At 62.1% G+C, this 19,507-nt stretch carries 18 protein-coding genes; 13 read left to right on the forward strand and 5 right to left on the reverse strand.

Annotation, left to right across the window (positions count from 1 at the left end):
• Positions 1-18: 18 nt before the first annotated feature.
• Positions 19-2,106 (reverse strand): 3-hydroxyacyl-CoA dehydrogenase NAD-binding domain-containing protein, encoded by a 2,088-nt coding sequence (locus CBW66_RS05060; RefSeq protein WP_086136886.1) that lies wholly within the window; start codon positions 2,104-2,106, stop codon positions 19-21.
• 554 nt (positions 2,107-2,660) lie between these two features.
• On the opposite strand from CBW66_RS05060, the gene CBW66_RS05065 reads away from it, so the two are divergent.
• From CBW66_RS05065 to CBW66_RS05080, 4 genes are read left to right on the forward strand one after another with little or no spacing between them, the layout of a single operon-like run.
• Positions 2,661-4,724, forward strand: coding sequence for a PAS domain-containing methyl-accepting chemotaxis protein (locus CBW66_RS05065; RefSeq protein ID WP_086136887.1), 2,064 nt, complete (start codon positions 2,661-2,663; stop codon positions 4,722-4,724).
• Between the two features lie 3 nt (positions 4,725-4,727).
• Positions 4,728-5,552 carry a protein-glutamate O-methyltransferase CheR gene (locus tag CBW66_RS05070; RefSeq protein WP_086136888.1) on the forward strand — a complete coding sequence of 275 codons (825 nt, stop codon included), beginning with the start codon at positions 4,728-4,730 and terminating at the stop codon, positions 5,550-5,552.
• Positions 5,549-6,079, forward strand: coding sequence for a chemotaxis protein CheD (locus CBW66_RS05075; protein ID WP_086136889.1), 531 nt, complete (start codon positions 5,549-5,551; stop codon positions 6,077-6,079). Before CBW66_RS05070 ends, CBW66_RS05075 begins: the two co-directional genes overlap by 4 nt.
• Positions 6,066-7,589, forward strand: a complete 1,524-nt coding sequence (locus CBW66_RS05080) for a chemotaxis protein CheW (RefSeq protein WP_230492133.1) — start codon at positions 6,066-6,068, stop codon at positions 7,587-7,589. Before CBW66_RS05075 ends, CBW66_RS05080 begins: the two co-directional genes overlap by 14 nt.
• A gap of 6 nt (positions 7,590-7,595) precedes the next feature.
• On the opposite strand, the gene CBW66_RS05085 is transcribed toward CBW66_RS05080, so the two are convergent.
• Positions 7,596-9,248: a 3-(methylthio)propionyl-CoA ligase gene (locus CBW66_RS05085; RefSeq protein ID WP_086136890.1), complete on the reverse strand. Its 1,653-nt coding sequence runs from the start codon at positions 9,246-9,248 to the stop codon at positions 7,596-7,598.
• 214 nt (positions 9,249-9,462) lie between these two features.
• Here CBW66_RS05085 and CBW66_RS05090 point away from each other — a divergent pair, with 214 nt between their 5' ends.
• From CBW66_RS05090 to CBW66_RS05120, 7 genes are all read left to right on the forward strand, one after another.
• Complete coding sequence (locus CBW66_RS05090; RefSeq protein ID WP_170932824.1) at positions 9,463-10,941, forward strand: YdiU family protein; 1,479 nt, start codon at positions 9,463-9,465, stop codon at positions 10,939-10,941.
• 9 nt (positions 10,942-10,950) lie between these two features.
• A complete protein-coding gene (gene msrB / locus CBW66_RS05095; protein WP_086136891.1) occupies positions 10,951-11,352 on the forward strand; it encodes a peptide-methionine (R)-S-oxide reductase MsrB in 402 nt (133 codons plus the stop codon).
• Positions 11,353-11,436: 84 nt separating this feature from the next.
• Positions 11,437-12,066, forward strand: a complete 630-nt coding sequence (locus CBW66_RS05100) for a septation protein A (protein WP_086136892.1) — start codon at positions 11,437-11,439, stop codon at positions 12,064-12,066.
• Entirely contained in the window at positions 12,063-12,350 is a 288-nt protein-coding gene (locus CBW66_RS05105; protein ID WP_086136893.1) for a BolA family transcriptional regulator, read from the forward strand. Before CBW66_RS05100 ends, CBW66_RS05105 begins: the two co-directional genes overlap by 4 nt.
• A 113-nt stretch (positions 12,351-12,463) precedes the next feature.
• A complete protein-coding gene (locus CBW66_RS05110; protein ID WP_070218374.1) occupies positions 12,464-13,243 on the forward strand; it encodes a peptidyl-prolyl cis-trans isomerase in 780 nt (259 codons plus the stop codon).
• Between the two features lie 111 nt (positions 13,244-13,354).
• Positions 13,355-14,131, forward strand: a complete 777-nt coding sequence (locus CBW66_RS05115) for a peptidylprolyl isomerase (protein ID WP_034756072.1) — start codon at positions 13,355-13,357, stop codon at positions 14,129-14,131.
• 67 nt (positions 14,132-14,198) lie between these two features.
• On the forward strand, positions 14,199-14,879 hold the full coding sequence (locus tag CBW66_RS05120) for a DNA alkylation repair protein (protein WP_086136894.1): 681 nt from the start codon (positions 14,199-14,201) through the stop codon (positions 14,877-14,879).
• Here CBW66_RS05120 and CBW66_RS05125 read toward each other — a convergent pair.
• Entirely contained in the window at positions 14,842-15,537 is a 696-nt protein-coding gene (locus tag CBW66_RS05125; protein WP_086136895.1) for a TetR/AcrR family transcriptional regulator, read from the reverse strand. The genes CBW66_RS05120 and CBW66_RS05125 overlap by 38 nt on opposite strands.
• A gap of 107 nt (positions 15,538-15,644) precedes the next feature.
• Here CBW66_RS05125 and CBW66_RS05130 point away from each other — a divergent pair, with 107 nt between their 5' ends.
• Entirely contained in the window at positions 15,645-16,349 is a 705-nt protein-coding gene (locus CBW66_RS05130; RefSeq protein ID WP_086136896.1) for a hydrolase, read from the forward strand.
• A gap of 6 nt (positions 16,350-16,355) precedes the next feature.
• Here the strand turns inward: CBW66_RS05130 and CBW66_RS29340 are convergent, their stop codons facing one another.
• Positions 16,356-17,249, reverse strand: a complete 894-nt coding sequence (locus CBW66_RS29340; RefSeq protein ID WP_086136897.1) for a GNAT family N-acetyltransferase — start codon at positions 17,247-17,249, stop codon at positions 16,356-16,358.
• A gap of 167 nt (positions 17,250-17,416) precedes the next feature.
• On the opposite strand from CBW66_RS29340, the gene CBW66_RS05140 reads away from it, so the two are divergent.
• Entirely contained in the window at positions 17,417-18,298 is an 882-nt protein-coding gene (locus tag CBW66_RS05140) for a neutral zinc metallopeptidase (protein ID WP_086136898.1), read from the forward strand.
• A gap of 44 nt (positions 18,299-18,342) precedes the next feature.
• Here the strand turns inward: CBW66_RS05140 and CBW66_RS05145 are convergent, their stop codons facing one another.
• Positions 18,343-19,425, reverse strand: coding sequence for a TIGR03118 family protein (locus CBW66_RS05145; protein WP_086136899.1), 1,083 nt, complete (start codon positions 19,423-19,425; stop codon positions 18,343-18,345).
• Between the last annotated feature and the right edge of the window lie 82 nt (positions 19,426-19,507).

Here is a 19,507-nt window from a genome sequence, read left to right on the forward strand (position 1 = left end):
GCCGATGATAACGCCCGATCAGCTATTGAAACCCTTGCCCTCGCCCGCCAGTTTTACCAGCAGGGGCGCCGGCGTCCACGCTTCGCCGTGGCGGCCTTTGGCGTAGCCACTGATGGTATCGAGCACGTTCGGCAAGCCGACCGTGTCCGCATAGAACATCGGGCCGCCGCGGAACAGCGGGAAGCCGTAGCCCGTCAAATACACCATGTCGATATCCGAGGCGCGCAGGGCGATGCCCTCTTCCAGGATGCGCGCGCCTTCGTTGACCAGCGCGTACACGAGCCGTTCGACGATTTCCTGATCGCCGATCTTGCGCCGCGCCACGCCGATGTCGGCCGAATGCTGCACGATCATCGCGTTGACCTGTTCCGACGGATAGGCCTTGCGGTCGCCCGGCTTGTAGTCGTACCAGCCGGCGCCCGTCTTCTGGCCGTAACGCCCCATCTCGCACAGCAGGTCGGCCGTCTTCGAATACGTGACGTCCGGTTTTTCCACGTAGCGGCGCTTGCGGATGGCCCAGCCGATGTCGTTGCCGGCCAGGTCGCCCATGCGGAACGGGCCCATGGCAAAGCCGAATTTCTCGACCGCCTTGTCGACCTGTTCCGGCAGACAGCCTTCTTCCAGCAGGAAACCGGCTTGCCGGCTGTATTGCTCGATCATGCGGTTGCCGATGAAGCCGTCGCACACGCCCGAGACGACGCCCGTCTTCTTCAGTTTTTTCGACAGGGCCAGCGCCGTGGCCAGCACGTCCTTGCCCGTTTCCTTGCCACGGACGATTTCCAGCAGTTTCATCACATTTGCAGGGCTGAAGAAATGCGTGCCGATCACGTCCTGCGGACGTTTGGTGAACGCGGCGATCCGGTCCAGGTCCAGGGTGGACGTGTTCGAGGCGAGGATGGCGCCCGGCTTCATGACGGCGTCAAGCTGTTTGAACACGCTTTCCTTGACGCCCAGTTCTTCGAACACGGCTTCGATGACGATGTCGGCCTGCGCGATGTCGGCATACGCCAGGGTGCCGGAAACGAGCGCGATGCGCTGCTCGGCCTTCTCCTGCGTCAGCTTGCCCTTCTTCACCGTGTTCTCGTAATTCTTGCGGATCGTGGCCAGGCCCTTGTCCAGCGCCTCCTGCTTCGTTTCCAGCAGCATCACGGGGATGCCCGCATTGGCGAAGTTCATGGCGATGCCGCCGCCCATGGTGCCGGCGCCGACGATGGCTGCGCTGGCGATCGCGCGCACGGGCGTATCGGCAGGCACGTCGGGCACCTTGCTGGCGACCCGTTCGGCAAAGAAGGCGTGGCGCAAGGCTTTCGATTCGGGCGACTGCACCAGCTGCATGAACAGTTCGCGCTCGTACTTCAAGCCGTCGTCGAATTTCATCGTCACGGCGGCCGCCACGGCATCGACGCATTTGAGCGGCGCGGGGAACGGGCCGGACATGGCTTTGACGGTATTGCGCGAAAACTGCAAAAACGCTTCGTGGTTCGGGTAATCGACCTTGCGCTCGCGCACTTTCGGCAGCGGACGCACGTCGGCCACCTTGGTGGCGAAGGCCACGGCGGCTTGCAATAGGTCGGCGCCCGGCGCGATGACGTCGTCGAACAGGGCCGTGCCGGCCAGTTTCTCGGAGGCCACGGGCGTGCCCGAGACGATCATGTTCAGGGCCATTTCCAGGCCCAGCACCCTGGGCAGGCGCTGCGTGCCGCCCGCGCCCGGCAAGATGCCGAGCTTGACTTCCGGCAAGGCCATCTGCGCGCCTGGCGCCGCCACACGGTAGTTGCAGCCCAGCGCCAGCTCCAGACCGCCGCCCATGCAGACGCTGTGGATCGCCGCCACGACGGGCTTGGTCGACTGTTCGACGACGTTGATCAGGGTGTGCAGGGTCGGTTCCGTGAGCGCCTTGGGCGAATTGAATTCCTTGATATCGGCGCCGCCCGAAAAGGCCTTGCCGGCGCCCGTGATGACGATGGCTTTAACGGACTCGTCCGCCAGCGCCTGGCGGATGCCCGCCACGGCGGCCGTGCGCGTCGCCAGGCCCAGACCATTGACGGGCGGATTGACCAGGGTAATGACGGCAACGGCGCCGTTCACTTGATATTCAGCACTCATGTCTCTTCCTTATTGGTTTTGCTCAGCGATGAGGTGGTTGCAAGGGATGAAGCTTTACTATACCGCACAAAAGAACGCTCGTATTATTTTTGTCGTGTGCGCACGGCCGCCAGCATGCTACGCCATGGTACAACATCGTTTGCGGATCGATTCTGCGGCAAGCAGCAAGCTCCGGTAGAAGCTATCAATTGGATATTCAATAAAATAACAAAATCACAATAATAATAACGGTGTTTTATTATGCGAAGGAATGCGTTTGCGATATGCCGGCATGGGGTAATTACGACAATTCTTACATTATTTATTCCCTCCCCTTGTTTTTCGCCAGACGCTGGGGAATAATAAAATTATTGATTCAAATCAATACCCTACAATTTATCCACTATAGAGCCGCCGCGGAAAAAACATTAGCGGCAGTTTATTGCGCACATTCTCACCGATTATCACCAAATTACGGTCGATGCAATTCCATTTTTGCCTTATACGGATCGCAGAAAAAACAAAAACAGCAGCTTTATCGCCCCCATTCCTCTTCTCACATCGAAGGACATCCTATGGACGCAGCCAGCCATGTCAGCCACACTCAGGAACTGGACCTAGAAGCGATACATACTGCATTGAACCGTGCCCAGGCGGTCGTCGAATTCGAACTCGACGGCACCATCCTGCATGCGAATGACAATTTTCTGCGTGTCGTCGGATACAGCCTGGCTGAGGTGCAAGGCAAGCGCCATGCCATCTTCTGCGATCCCGAGTATGTGAAAACGGCCGAATATGTCAACTTCTGGGCCAAGCTGGCACGCGGCGAATTCGACCAGGGCGAATACAAGCGCCGCGCCAGAGATGGCCGTGAAGTGTGGATCAACGCTTCTTACAACCCCATCCTCGACGCGGACGGCAAACCGTATAAAGTCATCAAGTTCGCCACCGACATCACGGCCGGCAAGCGCCGCAACGCCGAGTACGAAGGCAAGATCGACGCCATCAGCAAGGCCCAGGCCGTGATCGAGTTCCGGCTCGACGGCACCATCATCCGCGCCAACGACAATTTCCTCAAGTCCGTCGGCTACACGCTCGACGAGATCGAAGGCAAGCACCACCGCATGTTTTGCGAGCCCGAGTACGCCAAAAGCGAGGAATACGCGCAGTTCTGGCAAAAACTGGGCAGGGGCGAGTTCGACGCGGGCGAATACAAGCGCGTGACCAAGGACGGCCGCGAAATCTGGCTCAATGCCTCGTACAACCCCATCTTTGACGCGGAGGGCCGCCCCTTCAAGGTGGTCAAGTTCGCCAGCGACGTGACGGCCCTGAAAAAGCGCAATGCCGAATACGAAGGCAAGGTCAGCGCCATCGGCAAGGCACAGGCGGTGATCGAATTCGACATGCAGGGCAAGGTGCTCGATGCGAACGACAATTTCCTCGCCGTCATGGACTATGACTTGAGCGATATCCAGGGCGAGCACCACCGCATGTTCTGCGATTCCGAGTATGAGGGCAGCGCCGAGTACAAGAAATTCTGGCAAAAGCTCAACCGGGGCGAATTCGACGCGGGCCGCTACAAGCGCCTGGGCAACCATGGCAAGGTGGTGTGGATACAAGCGACCTACAACCCCATCCTGGACCTGAACGGCAAGCCGTATAAAGTGGTCAAGTTCGCCATCGACATCACGGACCAGGTGAACCTGGAAAACAGCATCCAGGCCAAGGCCGCCGACGACAGCCGCAAGGTCAATGCCCTGCTCGACTCGGTGGCGCGCGCGGCGCAAGGCGACCTGACCTGCCATATCGTGCCCGAAGGCGGCGAACCGATCGATTTGCTGGCCGGCGGCATCAGCAAGATGATCGTCGACTTGCGCGGCGTCATCGGTAACGTGGTGTCGGCGGCCAGCGGCTTTGCCGAGGCTTCGCACACGATCGCCGAACGGGCCACGGGCGTAGCCGTGGGCACGCAGGCGCTGGGGGCTACGGTGGAAGAAATGAACGCCTCCATCGACGGCTTGACGTTTTCCATCAATTCCATCGCGGAAAACACCTCGAACGCCGATTCGCTGGCGAAGGCCACGCAGCAGGAAGCGGAATCGGGCGCGCGCGCCGTCGCCAAGTCGATCGAGGCGATGGACCTGATCAACCGCTCGTCGGAAGACATCGGCGAAATCGTCAAGGTCATCAGCGAGATCGCCAACCAGACCAACATGCTGGCCTTCAATGCGGCCATCGAGGCGGCGCGCGCGGGCGAGCACGGTCTGGGATTTTCCGTCGTCGCCGACGAGGTGCGCAAGCTGGCCGAGCGTTCCTCGCAGGCGACCAAGGAAATTTCCAAGCTGATCAACGAATCCGTCAAGCGGGTGTCCACCGGCAGCGAGATTTCGCGCCAGGCCAGCGACGCCTTCGACAAGATCGTCTCGGGCGTGGCGAAAACCACCCTGGCCATCTCCGATATCTCGAAGGCGGCCAACGAGCAGCTGCTGACGGCGCGCGAAGTGTCGACGGCGATCCAGTACATCGCCGAGGAAACGGAAAAATCGGCCGCCAACTGCGACAGCATCGCCCGCTCCACGGATGGGCTGAACGCGCGCGCGGGCAGCCTGAACCAGACTGTCTCCGGCTTCGTGGTGTAGGCCATGAGCCACGCGGCCACCTTGACGCCCGAGGTGCTGACGAGCCTGATCGCGCTGGTACGCCAGCATACGGGCATCGCCATGACCGCGCGCAAGAGCGTCCTGCTGGAACGGCGCTTGCAGCCACGGCTGCAGGCGCTGTCCCTGCACAGCTACCAGGCTTACCTGGAGCGCGTGGCCAGCGACCGCGACGAGGTGGCCCATTTCATCGACCTGGTGACCACCAATGACACCCTGTTCTTCCGCACGCCGCAGGTCTGGGATTACTTCCGCGACCGCTACCTGCCCGCCTGGTCGCGCGCCCATCCGGACGGCTGCCTCGCCATCTGGTCGGCCGCCGCCGCCAGCGGCGAGGAGCTGTATTCGATCGCCATGCTGTGCGAGCAATTCAAGCTGCAAGTGCCCGCCTTCCGCTACCAGATCCTGGCCAGCGACATTTCGCAGCAGATTTTGGGCGCGGCGCGGGCCGGCCAGTACAGCGGCCGCTCCGTCGAGCGCATCCGCCTGTCGCACCCGGACTTGCTGCGCAAATATTTCTCACCCGCGCCATATGGCGTGAAGGTCAACGAGGAATTGCGGCAACACGTCAGCTTTGCCCAGCATAACCTGCTCGAAGCGCTGCACCCGGCGCGCCAATTCGACCTGGTGTTCCTGCGCAATGTGCTGATTTATTTTGACGCGGAGCACCAGGAAACCGTGCTGCGCCAGGCGCGACTCAGCCTCAAGGATGAGGGCCGGCTGATCCTGGGCGAGTCGGAAACCATCGCCCGCCTCGGTACCGGCTATCAGTTCGAATTTCCCATGATTTATAAGGCGGGCACGGCATGAGCATCGCCCTCCTCAACGACGGTGCCGGCCCGCTGCACCAGGTCTGCATGGGGCAACTTAGCGTCGGTACGCATGGCGAGCAGCTGCAAGCCTTGCTGGGCTCCTGCATCGGCATCGGCTTCATCTGGAAGAACGGCCCATGCTGCGGCCTGGCCCATTGTCTGCTGCCGGAAGCGCCCGGGGCCGACGATGCTCTTGGCGCGCGCTATGTCAGCCAGGCCGTGCCTTCGCTGCTGCGCCTGATGGGCGTGCGCCGGGCCGATTACGTTGATATCGACGTGGTGCTGGCAGGCGGCGCCCACATGTTTGGCCCACGCAACGGGCGCTTGCAGGTGGGCCGGCAAAACGCGGAAGCGGCGCATAAATATCTGGCCCAGTGCGGCTTGCACGTCAGTTTTTGCGCGCTGGGAGGTCGCCACGGCCGCCAGTTGCTGATCGATTGCGCCCGGCACAGCTACGCCGTCACCGAGGTGGTGGCGCCACCGGAATTGATTCCACGCAAGGAAGGCGCATATGGATATGCATGAAGCGACGGGTTTGCAAGCCCATGGCGCAAACGACACGGCCGCCGAACTGTTCGGCTCCTTCCAGCTGGGCGACGATGAATTCGCCCTGCCCGCCAGCTGCATCCGCGAAGTGGTGAACTACCCCGCCAAAGTCACGGCCCTGCCCCTGTCGCCCGCGTATCTGGAAGGCATGTTCACCTTGCGCGGCAGCGTCATTCCGGTGGTCAACCTGGGGCGCTTGTTCCGCGCCGATGCGCCGCGCGCCCTGGCCACGGACAAGATCGCCATCCTCGATTTCCAGCAAGTGCTGATCGGCATCGTCTTCCAGGATACGGGCGAAATCCTGCGCGTGCCCGCCAGCGCGCGCAGCGCCCTGCACTATGCGGCCGGCGACTGCCATGCCGTGATCGCCGGCACGATCTTGCTCGATGGCGGCGCGCGCCTGCTGCAGGTACTCGACCCGCACGCCCTGCTGCGCATTGAAAACGTGCCCCATGTACTGGCCCTGCAGGCGACGGGCGCCAAGCTGAGCACGGCCCGCTACCATGCGCAAAGCGAACGCCGCCAGTGCGTCAGCTTCCATGCGGCCGGCGCCACGTTCGCTTTCGAGATGCTGGCCATCCAGGAAATCATCCGCGTGCCGGAATTGCACAGCTCCCTGCTGAACAGCGAACTGTGCCTGGGGCGCATGCATTTCCGCGGCAGCCAGGTGGCCGTCGTCGACTTCGGCGCCCTGCTGCAGGCGCCCGGGTCCAGCTCGGCGGCCACGCTGGATCGGCGCGTCATCGTCGTGCGCCTCGATGACACGAGCGTGGGCTTCCTCGTCGATTCCGTCGACAGCATCGTGCATTTCTTTGGCGACGAGGTATTGCCGATTCCCCTGCTGAGCAAGGCGCGCGCCACCATGTTTGCCGGCTGCATCACGAAAGAAGGCTTGGGCGACATTATTTTCCTCGATCACAAGGGCATCCTGTCGCAGGCGGAGATCGTCGAGATGCGCGACGGCCACGCGCGCCTGTACCCGGCCGACTCGGAAACGGGCGCCGCCACGCACAAGGCGCGGCGCCGCGTCTACATCACGTTTACGGTGGAAACCCGCTTCGCCGTGGAAATCGGGCAAGTGCGCGAAATCATCGACTTCAGCGGCGCCATCACCACGCCGCCGGGCATGCCGGCCTGCATGCGCGGCATGCTCAACTTGCGTCAGCAAATGATCAGCATCATCGATCTGCGCCAGCTGTACGCGATGCCAGCCCTGCCGGACGCCAGTAGCGGCAAGATCCTGATCGTGGAACGGGGCGACGAGCGCTACGGCTTTCTTGTCGACCACGTCGACAGCATCATGACCATCTCCGACAGCCAGCGCTTTGCGGCGCCGCAAATCATCCGCACGGGAACGCATGACGACCTGCGCGGCGAAATGGATGAAATGATCGATATCGGCACGGAGGCGCAGCGCCAGACCCTGTCCGTCTTCCAGTGCGATCATTTGCTGGAAAAGCTGGAGACGGCGCTGCCGCAAGCGGCCTAGCTTGCCTTACAACCCCGGCAGCTGGTGCCCCTTGAACTGCTCGCGCAGCTTGTTCTTCTGGATCTTGCCCGTCGCGCCCATGGGCAAGGCATCGATGAACAGCACGTCGTCGGGTGTCCACCACTTGGCAATCTTGCCCTCAAAAAATTGCAGCAGTGCATCGCGCGTGACCGTCATGCCGGGACGCAGCACCACCACCAGTACGGGGCGCTCGTCCCATTTCGGGTGGAACACGCCGATGCAGGCCGCCTGCAGCACGGCCGGGTGGGCCATGGCCAGGTTTTCCAGGTCGATGGTGCCGATCCACTCGCCGCCCGACTTGATCACGTCCTTGCTGCGGTCCGTGATCTGCATGTAGCCATCCGCATCGATGGTGGCCACGTCGCCCGTGGGGAACCAGCCATCCTGCAGCGCCTCGCCGCCCTCGTTCTTGTAATACGAGGAGATGATCCACGGCCCCTTCACCAGCAGATGGCCATAGGCCACGCCATCCCACGGCAATTCCTTGCCGTCGTCATCGACGATCTTCATGTCCACGCCATAGATCGCATGGCCCTGCTTGTGCAGGATCTTGCGCTGCGCCGCCTTGTCCATGGCCAGGTGCTTGGTCTGCAAGCCGCCCGTGGTGCCCAGCGGCGACATTTCCGTCATGCCCCAGCCATGGATGACTTCCACGTCGAACTTGTCGATCAGGGTATCCATCATGGCCGGCGGGCATGCCGCGCCGCCGATCACCGTGCGGCGGAAGGTGGAAAACTGCAAGCCGTGCTGCAAGGCATAATTCAGCAGGCCCAGCCAGACCGTGGGCACGCCGGCCGAGAACGTCACTTTCTCCGATTCGAACAGCTCGTACAGCGATTTGCCGTCCAGTGCCGCGCCGGGAAACACCATGCGCGCGCCCGACAGCAGCACGGAATACGGCAAGCCCCAGGCATTCACGTGGAACATGGGCACGACGGGCAGGACCGTATCGGTGGCGCGCACGTTGAGGGCGCTGGGCATGGCCGACGCATAGGCGTGCAGGACGGTCGAGCGGTGCGAATACAGGGCGCCCTTGGGGTTGCCCGTCGTACCCGAGGTATAGCACAGGGTGGCGGCCGAGTTCTCGTCGAACAAGGGCCATGCGTAGTCGTCGGAATGCGTGTCGATCAGGTCTTCATAGCACAGCAGGTCGGGGATGGTGCTGCTGGCGGGCATGCGGTCGCGGTCGCACATCAGCACGAAGTGGCGCACAAAGGTGCAGTCGGCGGCGATCTTTTCCACCACGGGCAGGAAGGTCAAGTCGAACAGCAAGACCTGGTCTTCCGCATGGTTCGAAATATAGGCGATCTGGTCGGGAAACAGGCGCGGATTGATCGTGTGCAGCACGGCACCCGAGCCGGACACGGCATAGTACGCTTCCAGGTGGCGGTAGCCATTCCAGGCCAGCGTGGCGACCCGGTCGCCCATGCCCACGCCCAGCCCGTGCAAGGCATTCGCCAGCCGGCGCGTGCGCTGGTGGCAATCGCGGTAGGTATAGCGGTGCAAATCGCCTTCCACGCGCCGCGAGACGATTTCGCCGTTGCCATAATGACGCGCTGCAAACTCGATAATGCTGGAAATCAGCAGGGGCTGGTTCATCATCTGGCCCATCACTGGGCTCAAGGGGAATGCCGACATCGTGTCTCCTGGGGTGGCTACTCGGTTATTGTAGGAAATTAAAGATTTTTCTTAGTTTCGTACGGTCGTGCGGAAATCGTCAACGCATTTCGATATTGCAATGCAGCATGGAATTTTCGATTCCGTTTTCGGCCGCCCAGGCGCCCGCCACACGCCTTGGCGCGGTGCGGTAAAATCGCATTCCAGGCTGGCGCACCTTGCCGCCATCCCTACTTTGAATGGAATTGCCATCAGCGCTACTACCTTACCACTGGATAACGCCTTCGCGGCCTTGCCGCCCGCGTTCTATACGCGCCTGATGCCCACGCCCCTGCCCGCCCCGTACTTCGTGGCCGCCAGCGCATCGGCCGCCGCTCTGATCGGCCTCGATGCGGCGCGCCTGGCCGAGCCTGATTACGTGGCGCTACTGGCCGGCAATGCGGTTGCCGAGCGCTCGCACCCCCTGTCGGCCGTGTATTCGGGCCACCAGTTCGGCGTCTGGGCGGGCCAGCTGGGCGATGGCCGCGCCATCCTGCTGGGCGATATCGCCACCGCACACGGTCCGATGGAGCTGCAGCTGAAAGGCGCCGGCGCCACGCCGTATTCGCGCATGGGCGACGGGCGCGCCGTGCTGCGCTCGTCCATCCGCGAATTCCTGTGCTCGGAAGCCATGGCGGCGCTCGGCATTCCCACCTCGCGCGCGCTGTCCATCATGGGTTCGCAGCAAGGCATCATGCGCGAAACGGTGGAAACGGCGGCCGTCGTCACGCGCATGGCGCCCACGTTCGTGCGCTTCGGCTCGTTCGAGCACTGGTTTTACCGCAAGCAGCCGGACGAACTGAAAATCCTCGCCGATTACGTGATCGACAGTTTTTATCCCGATTTGCGCGCCGCAGCAAATCCATACCAGGCCTTGCTGGCCGAGGTCTGCGTGCGCACGGCGCACATGATCGCGCAGTGGCAAGCCGTGGGCTTCATGCATGGCGTCATGAACACGGACAATATGTCGATCCTGGGCCTGACCCTCGATTACGGCCCCTTCGGTTTCATGGAAGCGTTTGACGCGGAGCACATCTGCAACCATACGGACCAGCAAGGCCGCTATTCCTACGCCAACCAGCCGCAAGTGGGCCACTGGAACTGCTATGCGCTGGGCCAGGCTTTGCTGCCGCTGATCGGCGAAGTGGCCGAGGCGCAGGCGGCGCTCGACAGCTACCAGCCGGCCTTCGCGGACAAGATGAATAGCTTGCTGCGCGCCAAGCTGGGCCTGCGCACGGCACGAGAGGAAGACACGGCGCTGTTCGACAGCATGTTTGCGCTGATGCAAGCCAATCACGTGGATTTCACGAATTTCTTCCGCGCCTTGTCTACGCTGCAGGTGGCGGCGCCCGAACATGACACGGCATTGCGCGACATGTTCATCGACCGCCCCGCCTTCGATGCGTGGGCAGCGGGGTACCGCGCGCGCCTGCTGCGCGAGCACAGCGTCGATGCCGAGCGGCAAGCGGCCATGAACGGAGTCAACCCGAAATACGTGCTGCGCAACTACCTGGCGCAAGTGGCCATCGAGAAAGCCCAGCGGCAGGATTACACGGAGGTGGCGAAATTGCTGGAAATACTGCAAAAGCCATTTGACGAACAGCCCGAACACCAGCACTATGCGGCCCTGCCACCCGACTGGGCCAGCCACCTTGAAGTCAGCTGCTCATCCTAAGGAGACATTATGACCACCAATAAAGTCAAGAAAACGGACGCCGAATGGCGTGCCATGCTCGATTCCATGCAATACGAAGTCACGCGCCACGCGGCCACCGAACGGGCCTTCACGGGCAAGTTCTGGGACCACCATGAACATGGCATCTACACCTGCGTCTGCTGCAACACGCCGCTGTTCGCCTCGGACACCAAGTTCGACTCGGGCTGCGGCTGGCCCAGCTATTTCCAGGCGCTGAACCCGGCCAACGTGACGGAAATCGTGGACCGCAGCCATGGCATGGTGCGCACGGAAATCGTCTGCGCCGTCTGCGACGCCCACCTGGGCCACGTCTTCCCGGACGGCCCGCCGCCGACCGGTTTGCGCTATTGCATCAATTCGGCATCCTTGCGCTTCGATCCGCAACCTTGATGCCACAGGAATGACCGGGGGCGCGAATGTTGCTCCTAAGTCATTCCTAAGATGTTTACACCACGCTCATAGTAAAGTCTCGCCATGAAATTTCTATTCGACCTCTTCCCGCTGATCGCCTTCTTCGCCGCCTTCAAGCTGGGCGGCATGTATGAAGCGGCCACGCACGATTTCGTGCAGCAGTATTTGTCCGGCTTCGTGTCAGGCGGCCTGATCAAGGCTGACCAGGCGCCATGGATACTCGCCACCCTCGTCGGCATCATCGCCACGGCTTGCCAGGTCAGCTATCTGCTGCTGCGCGGGCGCAAGGTGGACGGCATGCTGTGGCTGTCGCTGTTCATCTTTGTCGTGTTCGGCGGCGCCAGCATTTATCTGCATGACGATTTCTTCCTGAAATGGAAGCCGACCCTGATCTACTGGCTGTCCGGCCTAGCCCTCCTGATCGCCCACGTGGTTTTCAAGAAAAACCTGATCCGCAAGACCATGGAAGCGCAAGTGCAGTTGCCCGATGCCGTATGGAACCAGTTGCTGGCCGCATGGATCATCTTCTTCGGCGCCATCGGCGCACTGAACCTGTTCGTGGCCTTCGTGCTGTACAAGGGCGACATGGCCGCCTGGGTCAGTTTTAAAGCGTTTGGCGCGACGGGCATCTTCTTTGCCTTCATCGTGGCGCAAACCCTGTTCCTGGCCAAGCATATCAAGGAAGACGCATGATGACGAACGACACGGCAACGCGCATGGAGCGCATTCGTACCCGCCTGGAAACGGCACTTTCTCCTCTGGAATGCGTGCTGGAAGACGACTCGGCGCGCCACCGGGGCCACGCGGGCGCCGCCTCGGGCGGAGGCCATTACAATCTGCGCATAATTTCTAGTCGATTTGAGGGGCTCAGGCTCGTCATGCGCCATCGACTGGTGTATGATTCCGTGCACGATATGATGCATAATGAGATACATGCATTGGCGATTGTGGCCCTGGCGCCGTCCGAAGTAGTGTAAGGACGGCGTTTTTGGCGTACCGGGGCAACTTGGTATGCCATTTGCCGCAAGCGCCATGCACGCGTTTTCTTCCCATGCGTTTTTTACGAAACTTTCCCTAACAGGATTTAATAATGACTTTTAAGCCAGCCCGCTTGCTGATCGCACTACTCGCCGTTGTCGCGGTACCTGTTTTTGCGCAAAATGTTGCCGTTGTTAATGGCAAGCCTATCCCATCGTCGCGCGTTGATGCAGTCGTCAAGCAAGTCGTCGCACAAGGCCAGCAACCGGATTCGCCGCAACTGCGCGAAATGATCAAGAAAGACTTGATCGGCCGTGAAGTGCTGATGCAAGAAGCGGAAAACAAAGGTTTCGGTAAAGATGCAGCCGTCAAGCAGCAAATCGAGAACGCACGCCAAGCCATCGTCATCAACGCCCTGGTCGGCGACTACCTGAAAAAGAACCCGGTCAACGACGCTGAAATCAAGGCCGAATACGACCGCTTCGTGGCGCAGACGGGCGACAAGGAATACCATGTTCGCCACATCCTGGTGGGCACCGAAGCAGAGGCGAAAGACATCATCGCCAAGCTGAAAGGCGGCGCCAAGTTCGAAGATCTGGCCAAACAATCGAAAGATACCGGCTCGGCCGACAATGGCGGCGACCTGGACTGGGCAGCCCCTTCGTCGTTCCCGAAAGTGTTCTCGGACGCCTTCGTGAAACTGCAAAAAGGCCAGGTTACCGACACGCCGGTGCAAACGCCTAACGGTTTCCACGTGATCAAGCTGGACGACACCCGCGCGGCAAAACTGCCGACACTGGAAGAAGTCAAGCCACAGATCGCCGAAGCGCTGCAGCAAAAGAAACTGCAAGCGTATCAGGAAGAAATGATCAAAAAAGCGAAAGTTCAGTAAGAACGGACCTCCCCGGCGCCCTTTTCGGCGCCGGTCGTGTATTCTGCGCCTGAATGCGCACTGCGCGACAGTCGCGCATCTCGATTTTTAGTATATTTATTAGGAATGAACATGATTTTGAAGCCAGCCCGCCTGATCTTAGCCCTGGTCGCCGTCGTCGCGATCCCTGCGTTCGCGCAAAACGTGGCCACCGTGAATGGCAAGGCCATCCCATCGTCGCGCGTCGACCAGGTCGTCAAGCAAGTCGTCGCCCAAGGCAAGCAAGCCGATTCGCCGCAATTGCGCGAAGCCATCAAGAAAGACCTGATCGGCCGCGAAGTGCTGATCCAGGAAGCCGACAAGCAAGGCTACGGCACGCGTCCGGAAGTCAAGTCGCAGATCGATAATGCCCGTCAAAGCATCATCATCAATGCCCTGCTGGCCGACTATGTGAAGAAAAACCCTGTCAAGGACGCTGAAATCAAGGCCGAGTACGACAAGTTCAAGGCACAAGCGGGCGACAAGGAATACCATGCACGCCACATCCTGGTCGCCACCGAAGCGGAAGCGAAAGACATCATCGCCAAGCTGAAAGGCGGCGCCAAGTTCGAAGAACTGGCGAAAGTATCGAAAGACGGTTCCGCGGCCAATGGCGGCGACCTGGACTGGGCTAGCCCGGCTTCGTACGTCAAGCCATTCTCCGACGCCATGGTCGCCCTGAAACCAGGCCAGGTCACGCAAACGCCCGTGCAATCGCAATTCGGCTTCCACGTGATCAAGCTGGAAGAAACCCGTCCGACGAAGCTGCCGGCACTGGAAGAAGTCAAGGGTCAAGTAGCTGAGTCGCTGCAACAGAAAAAACTCGCCGCCTACCGCGACGAGTTGATGAAGAAGGCAAAAATCCAGTAATATGGGATGAAGATGAAAAGGCGCTCCACGGGGCGCCTTTTTTACGCCTGAAAGAAAGCGGGATGCGATGGATCTACATGCAGAATTGAAGGCGGCGCTCGAAGCGGTTGCCGAACCGGGCCGTGTTGCCCCCATGCAGGCCTATATGCGCGGCCAGTTCGTGTTCCTGGGCGTGGCAGCGCCGCAGCGGCGGCTGGCCGCCAAGGCCTTGCTGGCGGGCTTGAGAGAGGTGGGGGCCGATGTGCTGCTGGAACATGCACAACGGCTGTGGCAACAGCCCGAGCGCGAGTATCAGCACGTGGCGCTCGACATGCTGGCCCTGCACCGGCGCCAGCTGGGCGCCGAACACCTGCCCGCCCTGCTCGGCCTGGCGCGCCAGCGCGCGTGGTGGGACAGCGTCGACGGCGTAGCAGGCATTGTCGGCGCGGTGCTGCAGGCGGAACGCCAGCGCGGCGGCGATGGCCATGCACATATGGACGCGGCCTTGCGCCACGAAGACTTCTGGCTGCGCCGCATCGCCATGCTGCACCAGCTGGGCTGGCGCGCCGACACGGATGCCGGCTGGCTGTTCGGCGCGGCGCTGGCGCTGGCCCACGAAGACGAGTTTTTCATCCGCAAGGCCATCGGCTGGGCCTTGCGCGATTACGCGCGCCACAGCCCGACAGAGGTGCTGGCTTTTGCCGCAGAGCACCGCCAACGGCTCTCTCCCCTCAGCTACCGCGAAGCGCTGAAGCACCAGCGACCTTGAACGACTGACCGCCCAGCAATCGCAGCGCCGCGTCGATGCGGGGCGCCGCGTCCCAGGCCGGCACTGGCGCCAGCAAGCCCAGCGCCATCTGCCGCAGCGGCTCGGCGATCACCATGGCCAGCAGCAAGCCGGCCAGTTCGTGCCCATCGTGCCCATCCTGCAGCACCAGATGGCCGCGCGCGGCCTGGCGCTGTAACCACCGGGCCAGCAAAGCCGTGCCCCGCTCGATGCCGTTGCGTTGATACACGGCCAGCAAATCGGCGCGCGCGGGAAACTCCGTGCACAGCAGACGGAACAGGCCCACGGCATCCGCCGTCAGCACGCGCGCGGCCATCGCCTGCAAGATATCCTTCAGTAATGGCAGCACTTCGCCGGGGCCAGCCGCATCGTGCGCCATGGCCGGTAAAAAGGCGTCCGTCCAGCCGCGCACCACCAGGGCCACGAGTTCTTCGCGGTTGGCCGCGTACTGATACAGCGACTTCTTGGCCATGCCCGCGTGGCGCGCCACCGCCTCCATGGTCGTGGCCGCATAGCCTTCGTGCAGCAGCAGCCAGGTGGCCGCCTGCACGGCCGCCTCGCGCGCCTCTTCGGGCGGGCGCGCCGGGCGGCCCCGTCCACGCACAGCCTTGCTCTCTGTCTTGCTCTCTGCTTCCTGCATGCCGGCTCCAAGCTTGATTGATGGGCAATTTTACACTGAAACACATTTAGGAAACGCTATTCGTTTCTTTAATATATAATTGCTTCACCCAAACAAAGGAGAACGACATGACTGATACGCGCCACTATGAACATCCCTGGACCATCGCCCGCACGGGCGACTTGCTTGACCCGTTTCCCCTGCACCTGGAAACGGGCATCACGCGCCTGCCCGACGGCTGCCTGCTGGTGGCGGCGCGCACGGAACTGCACGGCTGCAGCGGACGCATGCTGGACTGGTGGTTCACTTTCTTCGAGACGACGCAGCACATCAAGTGGTGGCATCCGCACGATCACGTGGCCCATCACGGCTGGAACAGCGCGTGGAAAAAGGGAGAGAGTTACTACGGCGCCTCGATCGAGGCAGTGGAGTCCTTGGGCGATATTCCACCCGTGAAAGCCAAGCTGAAGTTCCATGATCCGAAGGAAGTCTTCGACCCGGCGCAGCTGCAGCAGGCAAAGGACAGCGGCGCCCTGTCGGCCGCCGTCTGCGCGCGCATCGGCTTCGGCGAGCACGTGCAACTGGACCCGCATGGCGATCCGCTCGATGGCGAAATGCTGCACCTGACGCGCGACACACCGACGGGCTGCGTGCTGCGCAGCCGCTTTTTGCTGGGCCGCAATAGCCTGGACCCCGTGCGCGACGTGCCCGACGTGCTCGGCCTGAATTTGCTGCGCCATTGCTACAGCGAATTTACCTATCTGTCGCGCTTTTTACCGTCGCTGTATTACGGCGAGCATGCCAACGGGGAACAGGCGCCGCTGCCCTGGTAAACAGCCTTACAGCCGCTTGTGCATGCGCGCCAGCGGCAACTTGATGTCATCGGGCAAGTCGAGATAAAAATCTTCGGTGACGGCAAAGCCGCTGGCCAGGTACAGCGGCACGCCGGGCAAGGTGGCGGCCAGTTCCAGCGCCGTAAAACCGGCGGCCCGGGCCTGGCGCTCGCAATGGCGCATCAGCATGCTTCCCAGGCCCTGGCGCGCCGCCGCCGGTTCGACAAAGAAGGCGCGGATGCGGGCCGGCTGGCTGGCCGGATCGAGCAACGGGTCCGACCCGCTCTTCGCGCGGTCGGCACCGTACAGAGTGGCGCGCCGGCTCCAGCCGCCGCAGGCCAGCATGGCGCCATCGCGTTCGATGACGAAATACGTGCGGTCGGCAACGAGCTGCGTATCGACGCCGAATACGTGGCGCGTCACGGCCTCGGCCTGTTCCTGCGTATAAAACCCTGCGCTCAGCGCCACGCCGGAACGGGCGATCAGCGCGTTCATGGCAGGCACATCGGCCGGCAGCGCCACCCTCAGGCAGGTCAAAGAGCCAAAGCTGAACCAGGCACGGCGGATGCGGCCCTGCTCCACCTCATAGGTCGCTACCAATTCCTGCGCGGAAACACCGTCCGGCGTGCCGCCATGGACGATTTCATGGTCGATCACCAGCTTGCCGCAGGCGATACGGTTGAGCAACTGCGCCTGCGGCTGGCTGGCGGCGAAACGGGCCGTGAAGCGGGGGCCGATCTGCTCGCTGCCCGTGGCCAGCAAGGTGTCGGGGTACTGAAATTGCTGTGCATCATCGGCGTAGATGGCCAGCAAGGCGGCTACGTCGTGGGCATTGTAGGCGTCCAGTTGCGCCTGGACCACCGCCGTGGGCGAAATGCGTGTATCGTTGGCAAGCGCCATGCGTGTCCCTGTTGTGGAGTCGGTAGAAAGTTGCAAAGGGTAACATTGTCGCCCCTGTCGCGGCGTGGTTTACTGCGATAATAACAAGATTCGTCGCAAGAAGCATATTCAGGCGTCATCCATCAACCGTACAACGCAATCGCACAAGCACAGCAGGAGTAAATATCATGAAATGGGAAGGCAATCGCGAAAGCGACAATGTGGAAGACCGCCGTGGCGAAGACGGCGGCGGCGGAGGCGGCTTCGGTTTTGGCGGGCGCTCGATCGGCATCGGTACCATCGTCATCGCCCTCGTCGGCTCCTATGTGCTGGGCGTCAATCCCCTGACCCTGCTCAATCTGCTCAGCGGCGGTGGCGGCGGCCAGATCAGCACGCAGCAGGCGCCGGCGCGCCAGACGCCCGCAAACGACGAGATGACCCGCTTCGTGCGCACCGTGCTGGCCGATACGGAAGACACGTGGGGCGCCCTGTTCAAGGCCGAAGGCGGCAGCTATGTGAAACCGAAGCTGGTGCTGTTCTCGGGCAGCGTTCCCACGGCGTGCGGCACGGGCCAGAGCGCCAGCGGCCCCTTCTACTGTCCCGGCGACCAGAAAGTCTACCTGGACCTCGATTTCTTCAAGCTGATGCAGCAGCGTTTCAAGGTCTCGGGAGAGTTTGCCGAAGCCTATGTGATCGCGCATGAAGTGGGCCACCACGTGCAAAACCTGATGGGCTTGTCCGAGAAGGTCGACAATGCGCGCCGCACGGCCTCCGAGCGCCAGGCCAACGCCATGTCCGTGCGCCTGGAATTGCAGGCCGATTGCTTTGCCGGCGTGTGGGCATTTCACGCGAACCAGGACCGCAAGATCCTCGAGCAAGGCGACGTGGAAGCGGCCCTGAAAGCGGCCACGGCCATTGGCGACGATGCGCTGCAGCGCCAGTCGCAAGGCCATGTCGTGCCGGACTCGTTTACGCACGGCACCTCGGAGCAGCGTGTGCGCTGGTTCAGCAAGGGCATCGAGAGCGGCCAGATTGCCCAGTGCAATACGTTCGAGGCGCGCCAGCTGTAAAGATCGCCCCGGTGCCGCCCTGCGCGCGCACGGGGACGTTGCCTCTACTTCAAATCGATGCGCCCGTATTGCCCGTGCGTCTCGTCGTCCGGCCCGGCCGCATAGAACAGCGTATTGGCGGGCTGGCTGTTGACGCCATTGCCGAAGGCGATGCCCCACAAGCCATCGATTACCAGCGGCGTGCCATCCGTCTTGAGCAGCACGCCCGCGGCGGTACCCGTGTCGGGGTCATAGGCATGGATCTGGCCATCGCCAAAATTCCCTATCAACAACATATTACTGGCCGTGCCGAAATCGGCGGGCGCCAGTGCCATGCCCCATGGCGCATTCAGGGCGCCGCCGGTGACCAGCCGCTTGATCAGTGTGCCGCCCGTGTCATACACATTCACGATACCGAGGCCGGCGCCAGCCTCTTCATCGTCGCCGCTGGCTTCCCGCTTCGCGTAGGCCACATAGATGCGCTCGCCAATGGCCTGGATGCCGAACGGCGCATAGCCGGCCGGCAGGCCAGGATCGTTGAAAGCGCCGGGCAAGCTGACTCGGACAAAATTGGCATCGAAGACGTCGACGCGCCCGTTGTGGAAATCGGCCGCATACAGGTAATTGGCGCCCGCATAGCGCGAGATGGCCAGGCCCTTGTAGACGCTGCCGCCCGCGCCGCCGTCGAACACGACCAGGGCCGTCGTCGGGCTGACCGTGGGCGACCACGCGGAAATCGTCCCGCTTTCGCTGGCGAAGACGAAGGGGCTGGGTGCCGTCACGCCGTTCTGGCTCAGCTTGAAATCCTGCGTGCCGTTAAACACGATACCCGTGGGCCCGGCCGGCGTGCTGACCACCAGCGATTGCGGCACGCCGTTGCCATCGTATAAAGTGGACTTCGCCGTGCCATTCGCGGCCACCCAGACAAAACCGCGTGGGTTGAAGGCCACGCCCCAGGCGTTGAGAAGGTTGGGGTCCGTGTGCCCGGACGGCAAGGCGGGCGTGTCCGACACCAGTCTGGTGGCCGCATAGGCGCTCACGGCCGGTGGATGGTGATGATGGTGGCCGCCGCCGCAGGCAAACAGGGCCGCGGCCAGCGCGACGGCGCAACCGGTGCAGATCAGGTGATTGATGCGCTGCGTATCCATGGCATTCCCTTCGGCGTGATGGGCAGTATTGTGCTGCCTGCTTTCAGGGTAGAACCGGGCCATGGAGCATGCTTGAGGCGTG

Origin of the sequence: Janthinobacterium sp. GW456P (assembly GCF_002127655.1) — a bacterium.
Classification (GTDB): domain Bacteria; phylum Pseudomonadota; class Gammaproteobacteria; order Burkholderiales; family Burkholderiaceae_D; genus Janthinobacterium.